This window comes from Alicyclobacillus fodiniaquatilis (assembly GCF_042678105.1).
GTDB classification, from domain to species: Bacteria; Bacillota; Bacilli; order Alicyclobacillales; family Alicyclobacillaceae; genus Alicyclobacillus; species Alicyclobacillus fodiniaquatilis.
The window spans coordinates 123,773-142,999 of the sequence record NZ_JBHUCX010000018.1 but is presented as its reverse complement, the minus strand read 5'-3'; the positions used below and the strand labels follow the sequence as shown (position 1 = coordinate 142,999).

At 46.1% G+C, this 19,227-nt stretch carries 14 protein-coding genes and 3 tRNA genes; 4 read left to right on the top strand and 13 right to left on the bottom strand.

What is annotated here, in order from left to right; genetic code table 11:
• Positions 1 to 11: 11 nt before the first annotated feature.
• On the top strand, positions 12 to 1,649 hold the full coding sequence (locus ACFSB2_RS06170; RefSeq protein WP_377942155.1) for a hypothetical protein: 1,638 nt from the start codon (positions 12 to 14) through the stop codon (positions 1,647 to 1,649).
• A gap of 401 nt (positions 1,650 to 2,050) precedes the next feature.
• On the top strand, positions 2,051 to 3,736 hold the full coding sequence (locus tag ACFSB2_RS06165; protein ID WP_377942154.1) for a ScoMcrA-related endonuclease: 1,686 nt from the start codon (positions 2,051 to 2,053) through the stop codon (positions 3,734 to 3,736).
• 449 nt (positions 3,737 to 4,185) lie between these two features.
• On the opposite strand, the gene ACFSB2_RS06160 is transcribed toward ACFSB2_RS06165, so the two are convergent.
• The 7 genes from ACFSB2_RS06160 to ACFSB2_RS06130 form a co-directional block, all read right to left on the bottom strand.
• A complete protein-coding gene (locus tag ACFSB2_RS06160) occupies positions 4,186 to 5,418 on the bottom strand; it encodes a hypothetical protein (protein ID WP_377942153.1) in 1,233 nt (410 codons plus the stop codon).
• A gap of 371 nt (positions 5,419 to 5,789) precedes the next feature.
• Positions 5,790 to 6,044, bottom strand: a complete 255-nt coding sequence (locus ACFSB2_RS06155) for a hypothetical protein (protein ID WP_377942152.1) — start codon at positions 6,042 to 6,044, stop codon at positions 5,790 to 5,792.
• Between the two features lie 123 nt (positions 6,045 to 6,167).
• Positions 6,168 to 6,350, bottom strand: coding sequence for a hypothetical protein (locus ACFSB2_RS06150; RefSeq protein ID WP_377942151.1), 183 nt, complete (start codon positions 6,348 to 6,350; stop codon positions 6,168 to 6,170).
• Positions 6,351 to 6,499: 149 nt separating this feature from the next.
• Positions 6,500 to 6,961 (bottom strand): anthrone oxygenase family protein, encoded by a 462-nt coding sequence (locus ACFSB2_RS26800; protein ID WP_465252488.1) that lies wholly within the window; start codon positions 6,959 to 6,961, stop codon positions 6,500 to 6,502.
• A 374-nt stretch (positions 6,962 to 7,335) separates the two neighbouring features.
• Positions 7,336 to 7,830: a DUF1572 family protein gene (locus ACFSB2_RS06140; RefSeq protein ID WP_377942190.1), complete on the bottom strand. Its 495-nt coding sequence runs from the start codon at positions 7,828 to 7,830 to the stop codon at positions 7,336 to 7,338.
• Between the two features lie 501 nt (positions 7,831 to 8,331).
• Entirely contained in the window at positions 8,332 to 11,700 is a 3,369-nt protein-coding gene (locus tag ACFSB2_RS06135; protein ID WP_377942150.1) for a bifunctional DNA primase/polymerase, read from the bottom strand.
• A gap of 284 nt (positions 11,701 to 11,984) precedes the next feature.
• On the bottom strand, positions 11,985 to 12,161 hold the full coding sequence (locus ACFSB2_RS06130) for a helix-turn-helix domain-containing protein (protein ID WP_377942149.1): 177 nt from the start codon (positions 12,159 to 12,161) through the stop codon (positions 11,985 to 11,987).
• A 366-nt stretch (positions 12,162 to 12,527) separates the two neighbouring features.
• On the opposite strand from ACFSB2_RS06130, the gene ACFSB2_RS06125 reads away from it, so the two are divergent.
• Entirely contained in the window at positions 12,528 to 13,697 is a 1,170-nt protein-coding gene (locus tag ACFSB2_RS06125) for a tyrosine-type recombinase/integrase (protein WP_377942148.1), read from the top strand.
• 111 nt (positions 13,698 to 13,808) lie between these two features.
• Here the strand turns inward: ACFSB2_RS06125 and ACFSB2_RS06120 are convergent.
• The 6 genes from ACFSB2_RS06120 to ACFSB2_RS06095 form a co-directional block, all read right to left on the bottom strand.
• Positions 13,809 to 13,882: transfer RNA gene (locus ACFSB2_RS06120), tRNA-Cys, on the bottom strand.
• A 58-nt stretch (positions 13,883 to 13,940) separates the two neighbouring features.
• Positions 13,941 to 14,015 (bottom strand) — tRNA-Gly (locus ACFSB2_RS06115).
• A 14-nt stretch (positions 14,016 to 14,029) separates the two neighbouring features.
• Positions 14,030 to 14,105, bottom strand: a tRNA-Phe gene (locus ACFSB2_RS06110).
• An 844-nt stretch (positions 14,106 to 14,949) separates the two neighbouring features.
• Positions 14,950 to 15,726: a phytanoyl-CoA dioxygenase family protein gene (locus tag ACFSB2_RS06105; protein ID WP_377942147.1), complete on the bottom strand. Its 777-nt coding sequence runs from the start codon at positions 15,724 to 15,726 to the stop codon at positions 14,950 to 14,952.
• A gap of 198 nt (positions 15,727 to 15,924) precedes the next feature.
• A complete protein-coding gene (locus tag ACFSB2_RS06100) occupies positions 15,925 to 16,758 on the bottom strand; it encodes a L,D-transpeptidase family protein (RefSeq protein WP_377942146.1) in 834 nt (277 codons plus the stop codon).
• Between the two features lie 156 nt (positions 16,759 to 16,914).
• Positions 16,915 to 17,997 (bottom strand): FUSC family protein, encoded by a 1,083-nt coding sequence (locus tag ACFSB2_RS06095; protein WP_377942145.1) that lies wholly within the window; start codon positions 17,995 to 17,997, stop codon positions 16,915 to 16,917.
• 114 nt (positions 17,998 to 18,111) lie between these two features.
• On the opposite strand from ACFSB2_RS06095, the gene ACFSB2_RS06090 reads away from it, so the two are divergent.
• Positions 18,112 to 19,080 carry a helix-turn-helix transcriptional regulator gene (locus ACFSB2_RS06090; protein WP_377942144.1) on the top strand — a complete coding sequence of 323 codons (969 nt, stop codon included), beginning with the start codon at positions 18,112 to 18,114 and terminating at the stop codon, positions 19,078 to 19,080.
• The last annotated feature ends 147 nt before the right edge of the window (positions 19,081 to 19,227 follow it).

Below are 19,227 nucleotides of genomic sequence, written 5' to 3'. Positions count from 1 at the left end.
GATGAAGTTCATTGGAGTGGAAGGCATGGACGGGATGGAGTCAGTTGACAGGAGAAGTTGTGGATAAGGAAACAATTATTGAGACCGTACGTTCGTTACCAGCAATGGACACACTAAGAATTCTTAGCATGATCGACGTTACCTTTGAATCCACTGATGTTGTCGGGCAAATTGAAATGAAGTTATTACGACTTGTGCAAGATGGACGATTTCTTCGCCAGCCCCTAATCCAAGACGTGTTAAATAGATCGACCTCCCTGTTTCACCAGCATCTACGATACGCCCTCACACAATTGGTTTTTAAGTACGCTGACCTCGATATGGACTATCCGCATGACGTTCCTTCTATTGACGTTTGGGAGAAAGTGCTAAGTTTAATTCTGCAACTGGCTGACTCTGTTCGCGCACAGGGCACCGACCTTCTAAGCATGAAATCGCACTTCATTCAAGTCTTACAGTTCGCCTCGAAAGAAAACTGGTCATCACAGTTGCTTCGGACATATGAGCAATACGTCCACATTGGTCCGACAGTAACTCAGGACTTGGATCACGGAATAGGCATCGACCTCGACGAGATCGCAAAGATGACGTTTGGTACACAGTTGCGTGACGTTTTTGCGAATGTGTTCTCGCTGTTTTCATATCTTCAGCAGCAGTATCATGCTCGGTCACATCCCGATGCCCTTGCAACGGCGTCTTATGTTGGTTCGGCAATCATGGAACAAAACCCGACTCTCTCTAGATTGATGAATCAATTTTCTTGCAGTTTTACTGAATTTAAGAACCACATGGAATCATATTCATTCGACGAGCTTTTGTGGCCCACGCAACATTTCAAAAAAAAAGCATTTCTAAGACTCAGTGAGTCGGTGTTTATGCCACTAGGTCTTATGTTTTTTGCTGGACGTATGGGCGGCGGCATGTACTACTCACTAATCGATAATGTACCAAAGGAGCAGAGACGTCAGTTCCAAAACTACATTGGACGCATGTTTGAAGACTGGGCGATTTCAGAACTTCGTCAAGTTTATCTTGCCAGCAACAGAATTGAAATCTTTGAGCGAAGCCACTCAAATAGCGAAAATCGCAAACTTCCCGAAGCGGTGAGCGTGTACCCAGAAGGTAATATCGTGTGGGAATGTAAAACGAAACGTCTTACGGCTACCGTATACGAAAGCGGCAACTTAGCTACATACGAGAGCGACATGATGCAGGGTATTGGAAAAGGCATTCTTCAAACGTACGATGTTGCCCAACAAATCGCCGATGGACTGCTTTTGGCAGGCAAAGTTGTTGATGACACTTGTCTTCCCGTCGTCGTCACTTTGGAACCTTATCCATTATACGGATTTCTCCGAGACGACGTAGCAATGATGCATCAGAGCAATCGTCCGGGCAACGCTCTCTCCCCTCTCGTCATCAGTAGTTTTGACTTTTACCTCATGTGCGACTTTTCCATCACACGTGGTTTAAACATATGGACGGTACTGATTGAGTGGTCAAAACGCGAAGCCGTAAGCAGTATACCAATGTCATTGCATGAGTTTCTGATTTCGCAATATGGCAGGCCACAATTGAACAACAAATACGAACAATTCATTAAAGAACTACTCGATAGCACTAAAAATCTATACGGTTTGAGCAATTAGAGTCGAGTATCGATGTCAACGCGGAATAGTGAGGTTTCACTTTGTGGCATCGGCGTCGCTTTTGGGCATAACCAAAAACGCGCCTCGGTGGGCGCGGATTAACTTGTGTCCAATTTTAGCAATCACTGAATGTTATCTCTCTGTAATGCGTTCTATCTGCCACAAAGTCAAATTACGTTTATGTTCAAATGGAAATACCTATTTTATCCTTTTGCAGAATGTAAATATCCTAGGTGCAATGAACGTATATAGCGTGTTAATGATCTAATGAACGCTATATACAACGTCACAAGTTCGGGTGACGGCTATTCTGCTAAAAGCTCAACTATGATTTTGAGTGTCTATGGAAACTACGGTGTAAAATAAGTGGAAGAGAATTTCTTTGGAGCGGAGTTGTAGCCATGATCCCTAAAAATATAAAACAATCTCATATACTCATGGCTCTGTCAGAGATAGACAGACAGGGGATACATAACAAAAGAAGACAGCGAAGCAAATACCACCTAGTTCATGACTCTCGATACTACCCACCAAAATATGTGCTTTCTTTGGCGAACAAGTATGCTAATGGGATGGAATTACCTCCATCCGACTTTGGGGGAGGTTCTGAAACGAATGAATTTTTGGCTTCACTGGGATTTTCGATTAAATCAGCGTTAAGTGAGTTGCGAAACGAGAAGCCGACCAAGCACGAATACAAACACAGGACTAAAACGGTCAAACATAACGATAGATGTTCTGAGTGCAAGAACACTGTCATTGAGATGCTCAGAAACCTATATGGAACGGTCAAAATCGACCACAAGGTGGATGCGGCGGCAAAATTAGAAGCATACAAAGGAACCTCGTTTTATCCGGCATTGTCTAACATACACAATGCTCTGCAACAGTACCGAGGACACTCCGGTTTTGTCCGTTTGACCAACTTGCATCGCTGCGACCTATTCATACCTGAACCCGGTTTCATCGTTGAGTTTGACGAATCCCAACACTTTACGGAGGCGCGTGAAATTGCACTTGAACAATATCCGAAGGAACTGAAACTCGGCTTCAATATTGACCAGTGGAAGGCTTTATGCGCTTCAATTCGTTCAAAAGACAATGATCCGCTAGATCGTGACGAGCAGAGAAGTTGGTACGACACAATTCGCGATTTTTTGCCATTGATTAAAGGATTTCAGCCTACTGTTCGCATTCATATGGGAACCACAGAATGGTGTAAATACGACCCCGTAGAGGATGCAGAACGGTTTGCGATGGAACTAGGTTTACCTCTGCCCGGTAAGACTTCAAAAGTCACACCAGCGAAAAAACTTACGGTGGCAACAATAGTAATCAGCACAGCAGGTCATGTCGATGACAAAAACCGTATGTCGTTACTTCGCAGAGTTATCCGAGATACGGATCAAAACACTGACATAATTCTTCTGCCTGCCGGTTTCTTCGCTACATCGAGAAGGGCAAGTAAGTTATTCCCGAAGGTCGAAAGAGAGATTTCCAACCTGCTTAACGAACGACACCAAGATACAGTTGTTTGCATCGGAATTGACGGCAGGGATGGTCGAGATCAAACTGCCCTTGCTATAACAACGAATGGAATAGTCGCTGCTGCACGCAAGTATCATCCGACTGCCGAAGAACATGGCTACATTTCAGCAGCGTCGGATTTTCTTGAAGGAGAAGGCGTTCACACCCGCATTTTCGGTCTAAAGGGACGGCAAATGTACTTGGCCGTCTGTTATGACGGATTCGGCATCAGGCAACGGAAAATAAACAATCCGGGTGTCGATGTCGTGCTCGATTTAGTTCACGGATTCCAACCAAAAACTGAAGGAAACTCTGGTGACGTTTACTTCGCGAAACATGGATTCGCCGGAGCCTCAAAACAATGGAAAGTGCCTGTCTTTGGGGCTGCTGTATTTTTAGGCAGACCTATTCCCCCAAATTGGCCTACGGGGGTCGTGTGGGATCAAGGGGAATTACCTACTGGCAACTGGAAGTATGAATACAATCCTCTCAAACCAGCTTCGGAGGTATCTTACGGGGTTGGTAATGAAGTGGCAGTGGTTCGGTACTTTTCCATTTGACTAATTTCATTGCAATTGTATTTCGGGCATGGCGTTCACAGGGTGATAGCACTCAAGCGTGACGGCAGTTCGGCTTAAATGGCGTGACAGGGTTGCAGGGCGTTGGAATGGTGGAGGAACGGGGCGCGAGGTGAGGATGTGGAAGTGTACTTACTTTCATATGTCGGATTCGAAGTTATGGTTCTACCTGTCCTAGCCTTGTTCCATCTATAGGTCGAACTCTCTTCCCAACCAGTGACTTGATAAACGAATGGAGTGTTTAATCGTCAGATGGCTCGTTGAGTCCCCAGCTAATGGCCGGATGAAAGACAATATGTGCATTACATGTTTGTTATGCCGAACCATTCCTGATACTACCACGGTCCGAAAATGTGCCTCTCATTTCAGCTACCACACCTCAAGCTTCAGGCACCATACCAACTAGCGGCTAGAACAAATTTAAACGAGTCCTATGAAAATTTCAATTCGTCTAACCACTTGACCAGAGATTCAAGATCATCGAACTTGTCAGTTAGACCAACAAACCTGTATATCAGATAATATGCAATGTCCTGAATTGTAGAGAGGTCAGCGATTACTCCATCTACACTCCCATGATGGGTTATCGCTGACCGAGTTGAATATAAACGCTTCACGTCATTACGAACTTGCAATCTTTGCTCACGTTGTTCCCCAAGTAGGAATGCGGTGCGGTCAGCTAAGTTTATAATTATGGGTTCGTTATTGTCTTTGATTAAAAGGCATTCTAACACCGTAGTTGCATTCAAAAATGCGTCTATCGGATCAGTTTCTTGCACCGATTTCCCATGAAACCTCAATGCAGTCATCAATCTCTTTTCTAAATCCGTTCGCACTTTGAGTGGTTTTACTAAGATTCTGCCTATCCTATGTACTCCCATTCGATGAAAGCGTTCCGCAATGTCTCCTATGATACCGAAATTCAGCTGAGCTCCTTCAGAGTTACGAGGCATCGTTAGACCGTCCTTGTCACTCTCCAGAAGGGCGGGTAAAGAGTGTTGACGGAAAATTCGTCCGCTTAGTCCAATCCAAGCACGTGAATCAAGAGAATATGCAGTTCGTCCGGCCCATCTTAGAATGTCCAAAGCGTCTTCTATTCGCTGTTTTGCAATGTTCTGGGCTTGGTCTTTATCAAAGGCAGAAACTTGGACGCAAGCTACGGGCTTGTTTTCTAGTTGCCCGGCATGTGAAGCAATATCTGTGAAATGCTTATATTGGGCATATTTGTCTACCCAATGATGAAATGTCGAAGTGTCAAATGTCGATATTCTAACATCGCCGAGGATCAAGGAAAGGCCATGCAGTGTAAGATTATCAATCGCAATACGAAACTCATAGTCAGCAGGTGGAGCATCAAATATAGCTAGATGCGTTCTCATTATGTCGTTCGCGTCTGTAATTTGTTGTTCGATACACTCTTTGGCGCATGCGATGATCAACTTCTCAACGAAAGTACGTGACACCGACGTCACAAGTATCTTATCTTTGAGGATTTCATCAACGCATTCGTTAAATATATCTAAAGTGTGTCCAGTCAAAGTGGTGTAAAACCCTTCGTGTATGAAAACCCTTCCGGGTTCTCTTTCTTTCATATCGGTGATAACTGTGCTTTGTGCCAGCATTTGATTGAACAACTCAATTACGTATCGTTTATTAATATTCATAAGTGCACTCCTAAACGCCATTACATTAAATGTATGTACAGTTCGGCATCCATACTCTACGTACCTCTAATGCGATGTGTGTCCGCAAATCCTAAACTTATGGAACCCACACATAAGGCATACTCAATACTTGAGTATGCGGGCAGAGAAGTACCGTTTCCCGACCTTACGATACTCTGCAAAGCGGCCAAAGTGACCACACCAGCCCGATCCAGTGTTCCCTCCTTGCCGAACTAGCCTCACAGTCCGTCGCCACCGTGCTTCCGCGCAAACGCTGGTTATGAAAAACGCGACCACGGGGCCGCGTTGTGTGGCGACGCAGGGGGCGAGGGATGGGACTTGTGAGGAATTCGCGCCCTTTCGTGCAAAACTCATCGTTTCAGATTTCTTCGTCCATCTACAAAAAGCTTGATGATGTTAATCAACGACACGACGCCCAAAATCACAGAAATCCATAATCCATAAGTCCATAAATGTTGCTGACCAGTCGTGTACTCAGGTCCCCCCATGGTCTTTCCAAGAGACGGATAGTAAATCCACCAGTAGTATTTGTAACCGAAGTGCCATGTACCGATGACGGAACATACAAACACAATTATTGATAACAAGCCTAGTTTTGTTCTCACCATAGTCACCTCTTCATCAATACATTTTACTTCATCCGACGATTTCCTTCGTCATGTCAAACGAACAAATTTCTTTGTTTCGATAACCGATGTTGAACCTGCCCGATTGCTCATTAATGGAATTTATATCACATTGTATCCGCTCAGAATGCGCTCTGCGCCGCCTCCACCATACGGCAGGTACATACACAAGTCGCCGAACTTCGCAGAACCGTTGAGACAGCCGCACAGATGCTTTGGCACGCAAATGACAGTCGCGAAGCTCCAAAGGGCCGGGCAAAATTGCCCTCGCATCACCAATAGCATGGCCCCTGCCCCACAGCATCAGCACACATCGCCGTCGTCTCGATCGTGGCGCAAGCGAGGGGCATGGCAGAGGGCGGAACGGGAGCTTCCTGTTCAGGATTCGCCGCCATTAGTCCCGTAGCGAGTCACATTTGAAGCCGAATTCTCGATTATGAGAGATGTAACGCCGCAGATACGAGGAAGAGAACAAATGACAGGACAGCAAGAAGGCAACGGAGGTTATTTAGTCGTTCCCAACGGTTGATTAACGCTTTCCAATTGTGTGGTGGAACATTCGAATTCCATTCGAGTGTCCCGGCGTTAATAGGTACGGTTCCGAACATCGTCACGGCGAGGAATACTAGCAAAGCAACAGCACCCGCCCAACTGAATACACAGCCCCTACTCGTGGCATCTACAATGGCTAGAGTAACTCCCGATATAATGGCTGGGAACATAATCGCAGGTACTAGGACACGAAGCGATCGGATTAAAGCTTGTCGCAGTTTAACGTGAGAAACGTCATCTAAAATCAACAGGGTATCTCGTACGCCTAATCGGATTACGAATTCTTCACCAGCCAACAAGCCTACGAAGAATAGGTTGATAAATACCAAAATAATCTGCAACATACGTCCTTTTCGTAAAAATCCAGAATGGAATACTCTATCTGGAGCATAATTGAGGTTTGTGAACGCAATATGAACCGTATCGACCATTTGCGAGTGACGTTACCAAAACCGGGGCTTCTCTTAGTCTTCATCCCGTTTGCAAAACAATACCAAGAGTAACCAGTCCAAGGCGGCGCAGTTTTTGGCTTAATGGCATGAAGTGTTCAGTGTGTGAGACGGCTCGGCGGCATTAAAAAACGCGACCACGGGGCCGCGTCGTCATGGTGATGCAGGGAGGTGAGGGTCAAGGGGTTTCTGTGGGATTCGCACCCATAAGTACAATAGTTTTTGCGTGCAATATATTCATTTCTGAGCTAGACAAGGGATTATAGCACTCATCTTCTTTGATGCGGTGCCCACTGAATCTGATACCGATCGTCTAACCGCATCTTGGCAATAAACAACACTTGCCCCAAATGCTCAGAGATATGAGTAACCACCTCGAAAATAACATCCAGTACGGTTCTATCTTGATTCTTAATTGTATAAACCTGAAACAACTTATCTGGTGTGAGGCATTGCAATGTCCGATGAACAGTGGAAAACTGCTCGGTCAACAGGTTAATAAGTTCAGTTTTCGAAAACCACTCTCTTGTGTTAAATTCCTCATCTCGGTCTCGAATGTCGGATTCCTGTCCAATACCCGAAACAAATCGTTGTCGAAGATTACCTGCAACGTGGACAACAAGATTTGCGATGCTATTGCTGACATCATTAGGTCGCCAATTAACATCCTCATCATCCAATTGCTGAAGAGCGTTTACCCATCTACGCTCTAAATCAAACATTTTATCCCGATGCAATGATAGAACCTCTTGAAAATTATTCATTTTCTTCACCCTTAGTATCCTAAGTCTTATTGGCGATTTCTGCCCGTTGTAATAATACCAAATCCCGTCGGAGGCGTGGCAGGGTTGCAGGAGCGGCGGAATTCGAGGCGCGGGGTGACGAGGTGGAAGTGGGGGTATGGGGCTTTGAAATCTTGCCTATCTTGCAATGTTCCCGTTCTGAGAACCTTTGGGAACATCTTGGGAACATTTTTTGCACCCGTAAAACCTTGCTACACAAGGATTATTGCATAAATGTTCCCAAGTTCCCTATGTTCCCAATGCAATATAGTTTTTTGCTGAGATATTTTTGTTCTCCTGACTTTCAATCAGAAGCCATCATAGTGATCATTTTTATGTACGCTTGTGCTATGGGTGTAAGGGAACAGGGAACATTTCAGGTATTTCCCACTCTCGTTCTAGGGGCTGAGTTATTTCCCGGCAAAAAAAATGTTCCCGGACGGTGGGAACATCCGGGAACTTTGGGGAACATTTTTTAGGATACTAAATATCCTGTGGCATCTCTTCGCTTTCGGAGCTTGGAATTTGCTGTTCTTCGCCTTCATCTGGTGCGTTGAGTTCGTTCATACCAAGTTTGTCAGCAACGAAGACTATCATCCGACGAGTTGCTTTCCCCGACACCCAAGGAGCACGAACATTGCGATCATCGCGATCATCCTTTTCATCACGGATAATCATTTTCGCTTTGGCTAGTGCTGCAATTACAACATTTGGTGGCATATTCTCCTGTTCCAGAAATTCATCGAGTTTTTTAGGCAAGATTGCGATACATTCAACGCCGTCTACTTTGGTAGTTTTACCGATGTAGTCGGTTGGTCGGTCATCCGCTGCAAACCCAAGCCCGTACACAAAACGACTCTTTTCCGTGATCCAGTCACCAATGAGCGACAAAGCCCGTTGCCATGTAACATTTCGGTCCGAGTGGCGAATTTCGTCCTTGATGATGGCTACAAATTGTTCCCGCACGCCGTCTAAGAAGCAAGAAACGTCTTTTGGGTGCCCGTAACCGTATTCGACTAGATACCGTAGACCCAATCGGATTGCAGCGACGTACTTTGCCCGTCGCATCAAACGCTTCCTAATGTCAGCGTCAACATCACTAGGCACCAGCGCATCGACGGCTTGTCTATCTCCCTCCCAATCATTAATCACCTTTGCTTGCAACGCTTGATAACTTCCTCCCACTTCGGCAAGCAGCGCACGGATCATCTGTCTGCCGCCGTTTCCGTGGTTTTCCATTGTTTCAACGAGGATTTTTTCTGTCAGTTCCTTAGCGTTACCGTGAGTATCGGGGTCAAAAGGAGATTGCGCCGTAAAGATTCGTTGACGTTCTCCTTGTTCAGCATCACGCGGTAAAAATTGGTGGTTGTTTGCCATCAATATAGTACAGTGGATGCGTTCTGAGTGCTGCAAACCACCGTCACGTGTTGAACGGGTTTTTGGTGTACCTTCGCCAAGCATATGAATAACTACGCTCGGATCAGCGTTATTATTTGTTCCGCGCACGTTGGTTTTTCGACCAACCTGTGCTTCTGTGAACCCGGTTGGCAAGTCTGCCGCCATCATTAGGCGTTGTTCAACACCCACTTGCGTAGCTGCGAACATACGCAGGCCCGCAGGGGTTCCAAAGATGCTCAATCCCGCACCCGCTGTTGTACTTTTTCCAGACCCCGTATCAAGCGAAACATATTCAGCCGCAACACCGTAGATGTCCAGCATACCTTTATCCTTCAAAAAGCGAACCAAGCAGGCTGCAACACCGACTCCCAATGCCCAAGCATAACGAGGATACAGCATGACTGTACTCTTGTGCAGTTCCCACTCTTGCTCAACTTCGCCCGATACCGTATAGTCCTCGTACAATTGACTGCCTAATGGATTCGTGAAGATCAGTTTCGCATCACCGATTGTTTCATCAGGGAATGCAAAAACCGCTTGCCCGTTGACGTTATGCCAACCAAGACGACTTGTACTGACTTCTGGTTCCAAACCGAAACGGGTTCGAATCATACTGTAACCAGCTAACAAATATTGACCAAACTTAGACGAGTCTTGAAAATCGCATCCTTGATCACGTAAAGGCGAGGTCTGACGTTTCTCATCAAGATGCGATGGTGATATGTTTAGCTTGATCCATCCGGCATCCCGCGTCCGTGTATAGATCACGACCTGAATCTCGCCTGTCGTGATGTTTTTGCGCCAACCTGCGATATACGTTGGTTGGCTGGTCACTACTACCCCAGTAGTGCCATCCTCGACGCCTTCATCCGTATATTTGTATCCGGTTGGATTTGGAAGATGATGATGTTCTTCTGGTGCGTCCGGCCAATTTTCACCGACTGTCGTAATCTTTGTTAAAACTGCGGCAGCCTCATGTTCGGCGAACGATTTAACGGCATCATCAAGGAGTTTTTTTGTGTACCGTGCCTTATATCCCTTCTTCGCCGCACCGTCCTTTTCAGCTTCGATGAACCAATTCCGCTCCAATCCGTGCTGGAATTCATCGCGCTTCTTGATGTTGTTGAGCACTTCTGCAACTTGTGGCAACAGTTTTTGCGAATCATCACCTCCGCGCAATTTGTCTTGTAAAGCGTGCGATTTCTCTACATGAGGATCGATGCTGTCAAACACCCGGAACCTCGGCCCACTCCCCGCCCACTCCGCATGTGCTTGTCCAGCGTCCTCGGTGGTGCTGGATTCTCCTTCGTAATCGTCCTCAGTCACATCGATCATCGGAGCTTCAGCCTCAGATGTCGGTGCAACCTCGCTCATACCTTTTAGTAGTGCCTCCATACTTGCCTCACGCTCCTCTTGATATGCTGTGTGACGTTGTTCTGGGTTCAGTGGCGGTGCTCCCCACGGGCCTCGACCGCCCTGTTCTTGGTTGTATGCCACGCGAACGTGATACGCCGGGTTTTTATCCGCTTCAAAGAGAGGACACTTTAGGCACTCATCCAACGGGTGATCCGCTTGCGCTCTGTGACAGCTACGCGGAGCCATATCCGCTGTATCACGAAATTTACGACCCGTATCATTCTTGTTGTAACCGTCATAAGCGGATGACCATTCATGAAAAACTGAATCATCGTCCGTCAGTGCATGTGCCCAAGATGCAAGAGCCACCCAGTCTTCGTAGCTGACATCGTTTGCCCCCGCTTCGGACGTGAAATACTTAATCCGTGCGCACAGTTCCGGGGTTTTTTTCAATATAATTTCATCAGGAACGCTGTCCCAAGGTCTTGTATCTCTTGGCTTATCAGCATAGGTGCGCGAACCGCCAGCGTTCTTGATCACTTCGATCAAAGGCTGCGGTGCCTGCGCCAGAGATACATCGTCAGGGGACAAACCGTCTACCCAATCATAACGATTGCCAGATTTGTGTTTACCGGGCGGTATAACGACGTATCCGCGATACCCACGAACATCAAGTCCCGGATAGTCTCCTTTTAGATTGACGGCATTTGTTATGATGGTGCCATCGGTGGGCCAAGCGAAATAGATATGTAGGCCACCGCCGCCTGTCTTGACGCGAACCGTTGCAGGGAGTTCGCCGATTTCGGATTCGAGACGCGCCAACGACTCGTATCCGCCGTTTTTCTCGTCAACATCCAATACCCAAACGCCTGACTCTTGGCCGCACGCTAATGCCCAGTTAGTGTCCGGCCACTGTTTTAACCATTTTGCATGTTGAACCATGTCGGCAGTTGCTTGTTCCGGCCATCCTGTGACGCGGGGATGTTTCCCTTTGTTTGAGCAATCTGGCCGACCACAGGTACACATACCACTTTTCATAGAATTAACAGGCAAGAGTCGAAATCCGTGCTTTGAGAAGAATTCAAGTGAGGTTTCCATCAGTCCGCACCTCCAGTCGAACGAGGCACATCTTGGAAAATGTTTTCAAAAAGGATCGAACTTGACAGATCATGTTTCGGGGTTGTATTCTGATAGCACATAAGGGTAGTGCCTCTCTTTCTTGCTAAATTCCCCTTTGCCGAGGGGGCATGAATGATTGGTGTTGCGCGTTTCCGTAGAGTTGTTAAGAACAGGCTTCCTTGCCGGGATGCCTGTTCTTTTGTTTTTCCACGCTTGTCTCTTGCCGGAGACGTTGCGCGTTTTCGTAGAGTTGCTAGACTTTCTTACAATTGTGGTTGTAACTGCGATTCAATCATTTCGATCATCGCGTCCTCTGGGATTCTCACGCAGGTTCCAATTTTTACAGATGGAATAGTCCCCGCCTGAATCCACTTATAAATAGTTGTCTTGTCGATGCTGCATTGCTTGCTAACCTCTTTAACCGTTAGTAATTTCCGCATATCTACTCTCCCCTTTGTCGAACAGCGTCATATCAAGTCGATTACTTCGACTATTTCATCATAGCCACGATATTTCATCTTGTAAAGGTATCCAAATAAACCATAAATATGGAGTCATTTTGACCCTATGTTTTTCTTGTCCTAGAGACAGTAGAAGTTCCGGTGATTAAACTTCAAAAAATGAGCAAGATGAAGAATTTTTGATGCAAAAAATTTTTTTGCGACAGGTTCTCATATATTTTTTTCAATTTGGGAAGACGCTTTTTTGTTCCATTCGTATATCCTTATCAACATGCAGGGAGGTGATAGCGAAGAAATCGTCGATGTCATATCGTTTCTAACAAATTGGATAGGAGAGAGGAAAGAATGAATGGTTCAGTAACTCCAAAAGGAAAAAAGTGGTACTACGTTATCTATCTTGGCAAGATCAACGGGCAAAAAAAACAAAAGTGGTCAAGTAGCTACAATACCAAGCGCGAGGCACAACGGGCACTCCGCGAGACGCTTCATCAGATGGATGAGGGAACGTACATCGAGCCAACGAAGGAGACTGTAGGCTCGTACATGGTAAGCTGGTTGGCAGGTCGAGAGAACAGTGTCGAGTACAACACATTCAAAAAATATCGCTGGCTGACCGAACACCACGTTGTTCCTAACATTGGTAGCATTGAGTTGGCGAAGTTGGCTCCCCAACACTTGCAGGAACTATACACAACCCTGCTAACCAAGGTCAGCCCAACTTCAAAAACTGGAAAGCCACTGTCAAAAAGGTCTGTGCTGCACGTTCACAACATGATACACATGGCACTGGATCAGGCAGTCAACTGGGGGATGATTCATCGCAATGTGTCGGATGTTGTTAAACCGCCAAAGCCTACTGAGAAGGAATTTCAAAGACTAAGTTCTGACGAACTGAGACACCTTCTTGATGAAACCAGAAAATATCGTTATGGCGTGGCATTTTTCGTAACCGCGATGACAGGAATGCGCAAAGCAGAGGTTTTTGGGCTTAGATGGCAGGATGTTGATCTCTCGGCGGGAGTGCTTCGGGTGAGACAAACCCTCCAATACGTAAAAGGCGTTGGCCCTGTATTCAAGGACACCAAAACGGTAAATGGCCGACGTGATGTCGCCATCGATCCTGTGACGATGCAGCAACTTCGCAATCACCGTAAGGCGCAGTTAGAGGAAAGGTTATTGATGGGGCATGAATACAAAGAACATGACTTGGTGTTTTCCCGGAACGATGGTCGGCCTGCATCATACTCCACCGTGGACAAGGAAAGAAAAAAGTGGGTCGAGCGTTCTGGAGTTAAGTACATTGTTTTGCATGGATTACGGCACAACCATGCTTCTGATTTGATTGAGCAAGGGGAGTCAGCAGATGTGGTCAGCAAGCGTATCGGGCATGCCCGTACATCTATTACGATGGACATCTATGTACACCCGCGTCCCGAACAACAGGTCAAGGCGGTCAACAAATATGCTGAAAATCTTTTCGGCGAACAAAAAGAGCAGATTAGAAAGGATGGGTGAAAAATTGTTTCGGATTCCGAAGGTTAGAAAAGGATTAGAAAAAGTCGCTGAAAAAAGAATCGACGCGGCTCTCGTTGCACCGAGAAACCGCGTCATTACTGGGTTTTCACTTGGAGGCACCAGCCGGATTCGAACCGGCGGTAAAGGTTTTGCAGACCTCTGCCTTACCACTTGGCTATGGTGCCGTATGATTTACCATCCTGATAGTCGGCGTCGACACCAACTACAGGTGGTAAACCACTTTGGAGCGGAAGACGGGATTCGAACCCGCGACCCTCGCCTTGGCAAGGCGATGCTCTACCCCTGAGCCACTTCCGCACAAGACATCTCACTGGTGGCTCGGGACGGAATCGAACCGCCGACACGAGGATTTTCAGTCCTCTGCTCTACCGACTGAGCTACCGAGCCTTAACGCGAGGCGATACCAAATATACTACATTCCATAAAACTTTGTCAACTATCTGTAATGGTTTGCAAACGAATCAATTAGGTCTTAAACATTCATCAAGCTTCAACCTCATGAACGCTGAAAACCAGTGGGATTTGAACTCACAGCCCCTTCGCTGCCGCGTAGTGCTCACCCACGATAGTGTATTCATTCCCGAAGTTTTAGAACAATCCCCCGAAAACCGTGTGAAACCTTAATTCACACGCATTGCATCTTAACACACTTTCCTTCCTGTTACAAGTAAAGTGCCTTGATGTTACGTTTCCAACAAGGCCTCTAACGAAAGGGACACTAACCCGCGTATCGCTGCACCGGGGCACTCTAGCCCTTCCAAATATTCACTTTTCACCAATTTGCCATTACACGAAATACTGAGCTGGCACTTGGGGCCACATCAAAAAAACGGTCTCAGTAGACGACCCTTTGAATTTTAGCCCCTCCCGTTGGACTCCCCCCCTCCCAACAATCACACCAACTATCGGAATCCCTAACTTTGATAGGGCCCGCCGATGTGATACACCTGTTGGCCAAGGAGCGGATGAGGATGTAGTATCCGTCGCCAGCCAGTCCCTAGGTAATTCCAATCATAATGATTGACCGTACTACACGATTATGCAGCGCTTCTCGGGAACCCATTTTCAGTGACTGAAAGTACTGTACGCTTCCCTACTGTGTAGTTTTAGTTTCATCCCAATGACATCTCATGAGCCACGCAAATTGCATTGCCGAAGTGTAGTCGTGCGCCACATCGCACAATTGCCAGCGGGGCTGATTTCTAACAGCCCCGCGTTTTTAGTATACAGATTACTCTACATCAAGAATGTAGCGGGCAGCCGGCGAGATTCGATCATAAGTCACCTTCCGAATATACTCACGTTGGTTCAACTGCTGAGCATGTTCACGCGCGGTGTAATATGAGTGGCACGCTCTACGTGTACCATTCGTTCGATTTGTGGTTCCACCATGCCACAAGTGTGAGTTAAAGACACCAACTGTTCCCGCCGGGGCTACGATAAGTTCCTGTTCCGGATGATCGTCTGCCGGATTCATGTAATCAGATGGTGCTCCTCCGATTCGATGCGTTCCCGGAACAACCCGCGTCGGACCATTATCCGGAGTAAAATCGTCAATCAACCAGATGGAGTTCACCACGTGAAATGGCTCGTCCGCCTCACGCCTACCCCAATCTACGTGTAAATTCTGATGCCCCTGTCCTGGAATCGCATCGCGCGCGTTGAGGGAAGACAGTTTAAAAGGGCGTTTTAATACATGATAAACAGCGGCCAATACACGTGGATTCGTGTAAATCGAATCAAATATTTCGCCTTTGTTTACTAAATCGGCCAATCTCCGTGTTCCCTGTTCCTGGTGCACTTCGAGCCCGGCCGATTGTCCCTCCTTTTCCATCAACGCTTCATATCGATCACGAAGCTGTTCGAGTTCGTCCTGAGTCAACACGTTGTACAGCAAGACAAATCCATTCTCGTCGAGTGACTGCTTCTCTTCCGTGGTTAGGGTATTTTCTGTAACGCCTAGTTCGCGTAGTGCCTCTTGAATATCGTCAGTTGTTTGTTGACTCATCGTAGTCATCCTCTCTTGAATATAAGCGCTTTCAATATGCTGATCTCAATGATAGTCTAGAACACTAGCATTGCATCCATTTTTTCATAAAATTCATATGATTTCACGCCTTAAATTCCATTAGAAACAAAATTCCTCGTCTTACACTATGAATATACGATGGTTGAGGTTCAAAACAGGCCATAAGAGTCAGGCGCCTCATGGATCCACATCACCGAGCGCAATGTCATATTGACTTTCAATTGTCAGGGCCGTTTGAGGTCCGATGACACCGTCAACTGTAAGACGTTGAGCGGCCTGAAAATCCCGAACAGCTTCTTCGGTTTCAAATCCGTAGACACCATCTATCTGACCTTCATAAAAGCCCAGCGTATTCAACATTTGCTGAAACGTGGCTATGTCCTCGCCTGGAGAAACACTGCTGTGAAGTACCCTTGTCGTTACGACAGCACCCGTAATTGTAACTAGCGTACCAATTGGCGCAGCGGCATAGACAATCGGTACGTCTTGGTTTTGCATCCTTACACAACCATGGCTTACAGATTGGCCTATAGATGTAGGATCGTCATTTCCGTGTATGCCGTAACCGCCGTTCGGAATGGATAGTCGCATCCACCTTGGACCAAACGCCCCGCCTGGATTCGGACTCTTTTCGACAATCACCCAATCCCCTAAAGGTGTTGGTGTCGTCGGTTTTCCTGTTGCTACCGGAAAGGAGTTCGTCAGTTGGTTGTTCTGGTATAGATAAAGTACATTACTTAACGTGTCGACGACGATATGTGTTGACCCGCCGCCCCACTGTACCTCTCCAATCCCCAAAACGACCCAGGTGACGGGTCCTACGATGCCATCGGCACGAATGCCTGCCGTGCGTTGGAAGTTCACCACAGCCTGTGCTGTTGCAGTGTTATAGATGCCGTTCCAAGACCCTGTATAAAACTTTGATGCGATAAGTCTCCGCTGCACCGAGATCACATCCGGCCCCTGCATTCGCGGCCGGGTTAAGCGCAGAAATCGACTGGCTAAGATCATGGCATACCATCTCCATGGCCTCGTGGCCTGACTAGGAATTTCATTGATCTGCATCAGCGTATTCCAAAGTTTCGAGGATAATGCCTGCTGAAAATTGCCGAGATCGTTTGAGGTGGATATAATTGGGTCATAAAACGATTTTCCCCTGATAGGAGTTTATTTTCTCCATACATAGCAACCGAGAGCATATGCAAGCATGCAACCAATCATTGTATCAAGTAATCGGTATTCTAACAGTGATGCTGTCACCGTTCTACCTGCGCTGAACATCATCAACATCAATGGGGTCATCAGCATAGCGTAAATCGCATAACTCCGATTTTTAAAAATCGGACGAAGCGCCCCCAGCACCCCAACAATAACTACAATACTCCATTGCGGCAGAGCGCACAGCAACACAAGAGTTCCAAGTACCACACCCGCAGCTGTACCTATGCCTCTTTGAACAATACGTCCTTGTGATGCGGATAAGTCACGTTGGAGGACAATCGCTATCGTTAAGCCAATCCAATAAGAACGTTCAAAGTGGAAAATAATCTCAATCACTTGTGCCGCCAGCATACACAGTCCGACTCGAATTGCATATTGCCATCCAATAAAATGAGTTAATGAGCGCCGCCACCTCAAAAATCGCTGCCTATTAGAAATTGTGGTGGGTTGAAATGAGTTCTTATGATCAGTGGTTAACCACAATAGGCTTTCCATAGCGAGCAATACGATGACTCCAATTAAAGAACCAATTGCAAAAGCAGCAGGTAATTTTAAAATCCCCTGATGCAGTCCTGCATCCCCCATATTTGTTCCAATCATGGTAAGCAACATAAATTGGGTCGAGGCTATTGCAACAGGTCTGCTGATTCCTCCCATCAACGCCGCCAATGTTGAAATCATGACAATTAAAACGCCCGTGATCCATCCGTGCCCTACTATCATACTCCCCACAACCATGGCAACTGTTCCGACCAGCGTTGTACTGAGCAGTTGAGTTGTCTGCTTTTTGATTGTTCCATCAGACGAAGTACCACTAGTAATCATCACACCAAATGTAGACAACAACCCAAATACCAAATTATCCAAATAAAAACCAAGGGAAATACAACCTGCCATCCCAATTAGCCCAGCACCAACTTGCGCGTAATTGATAGGTGTTTCATTCGACCACCGTAGTGCGTCCTTGATGAATCTGAAACCCGCGTTATCTTTCGCACTGAGTTTCTCTTTAGCGAATTTGCTATCCACTATTTTTCCTCCGCACACCTGCATGATGACGAAAGTATACCTTATTATTCTTGACACCCTATGTCAGTGATCTATACAATTCGCAAAAGTGATTCAAAATTGGTGGTGAATTGTGTGCGTGCAGATCGACTTCTCACAATCCTGATGTACTTGCAGGCAGAAGAAAAAATAACTGCTGCAGAACTAGCGCACCGCCTAGAAGTATCGGAACGTACGATTTATCGTGATATGGATGCACTCAACATGGCGGGAGTTCCAATTTATGCGGATTCAGGATCAGGTGGGGGCTTTTCCTTACCATCAAATTACCAAGTTCAGCTTAACGGTTTGACAACCTCGGAGATTCACGCCTTATTTTTGAACATGTCAAATCAAGTATTCCAACAGTTAGGAATTGACCAATCCTTGCAAAGTGCTTTGCTGAAATTGCTTAATTCATTGCCATCTCCGAACAAAGACGACGTTGCGTGGATTCAAAATAGAGTTTATCTCGATACGGATAAATGGTCACCATTTAAAGAAAATATACAATTTCTTCAAGAAGCTCAACAATCGATATGGCAAGAAAAACAGGTGATGATGACGTATTTATCAACAACTGGTGAACAACTGAAAAGAAAAATACGCCCATATGGTCTCGTTGCAAAAGCCGGGATTTGGTCTGTCGTTTGTGGTGAAGAAGATCAAATCACGGTTTATCGCTTATCCAAAATTCAATCATTCGATATATTGAACGATAAATTCATCAGACCGCAGGAGTTCGAGCTTGCAGCGTTTTGGAAGAGTTGGGTCCAGCAATATGAACTGAACCGAACCAGTTACCTCGTTGTACTCGAAGTCTCCCAGAATTACATCCCACATTTATCCCAAGTGATTGGTGAAACGATCATGCAGCAAGTGCAACAACAAAAATCACTCGCTCACCCCGGCTGGTTGACTGTAACATTGTCTTTCAAAAATAAAGAAGAAGCGCTTAGATATGTGTTACCCTTAGGAACTCATGTTATGGTGACTGAACCAATTGAACTTCGGGAAAGCATAAAAAAATACGCAATCGACATAGCTCGTTTATATGGGGATTGATTTGAAACGCCTTTGTCGGTTAACTTTTATCGAAATTACTTGGATTTAGCGCATAGTCAATTCCTAAAATGACCATTCTAACATTGTTGAACAGGAAACAAACAAATCGATATAATTATGATTAATGTAGCACCAAGTGGGGGAACA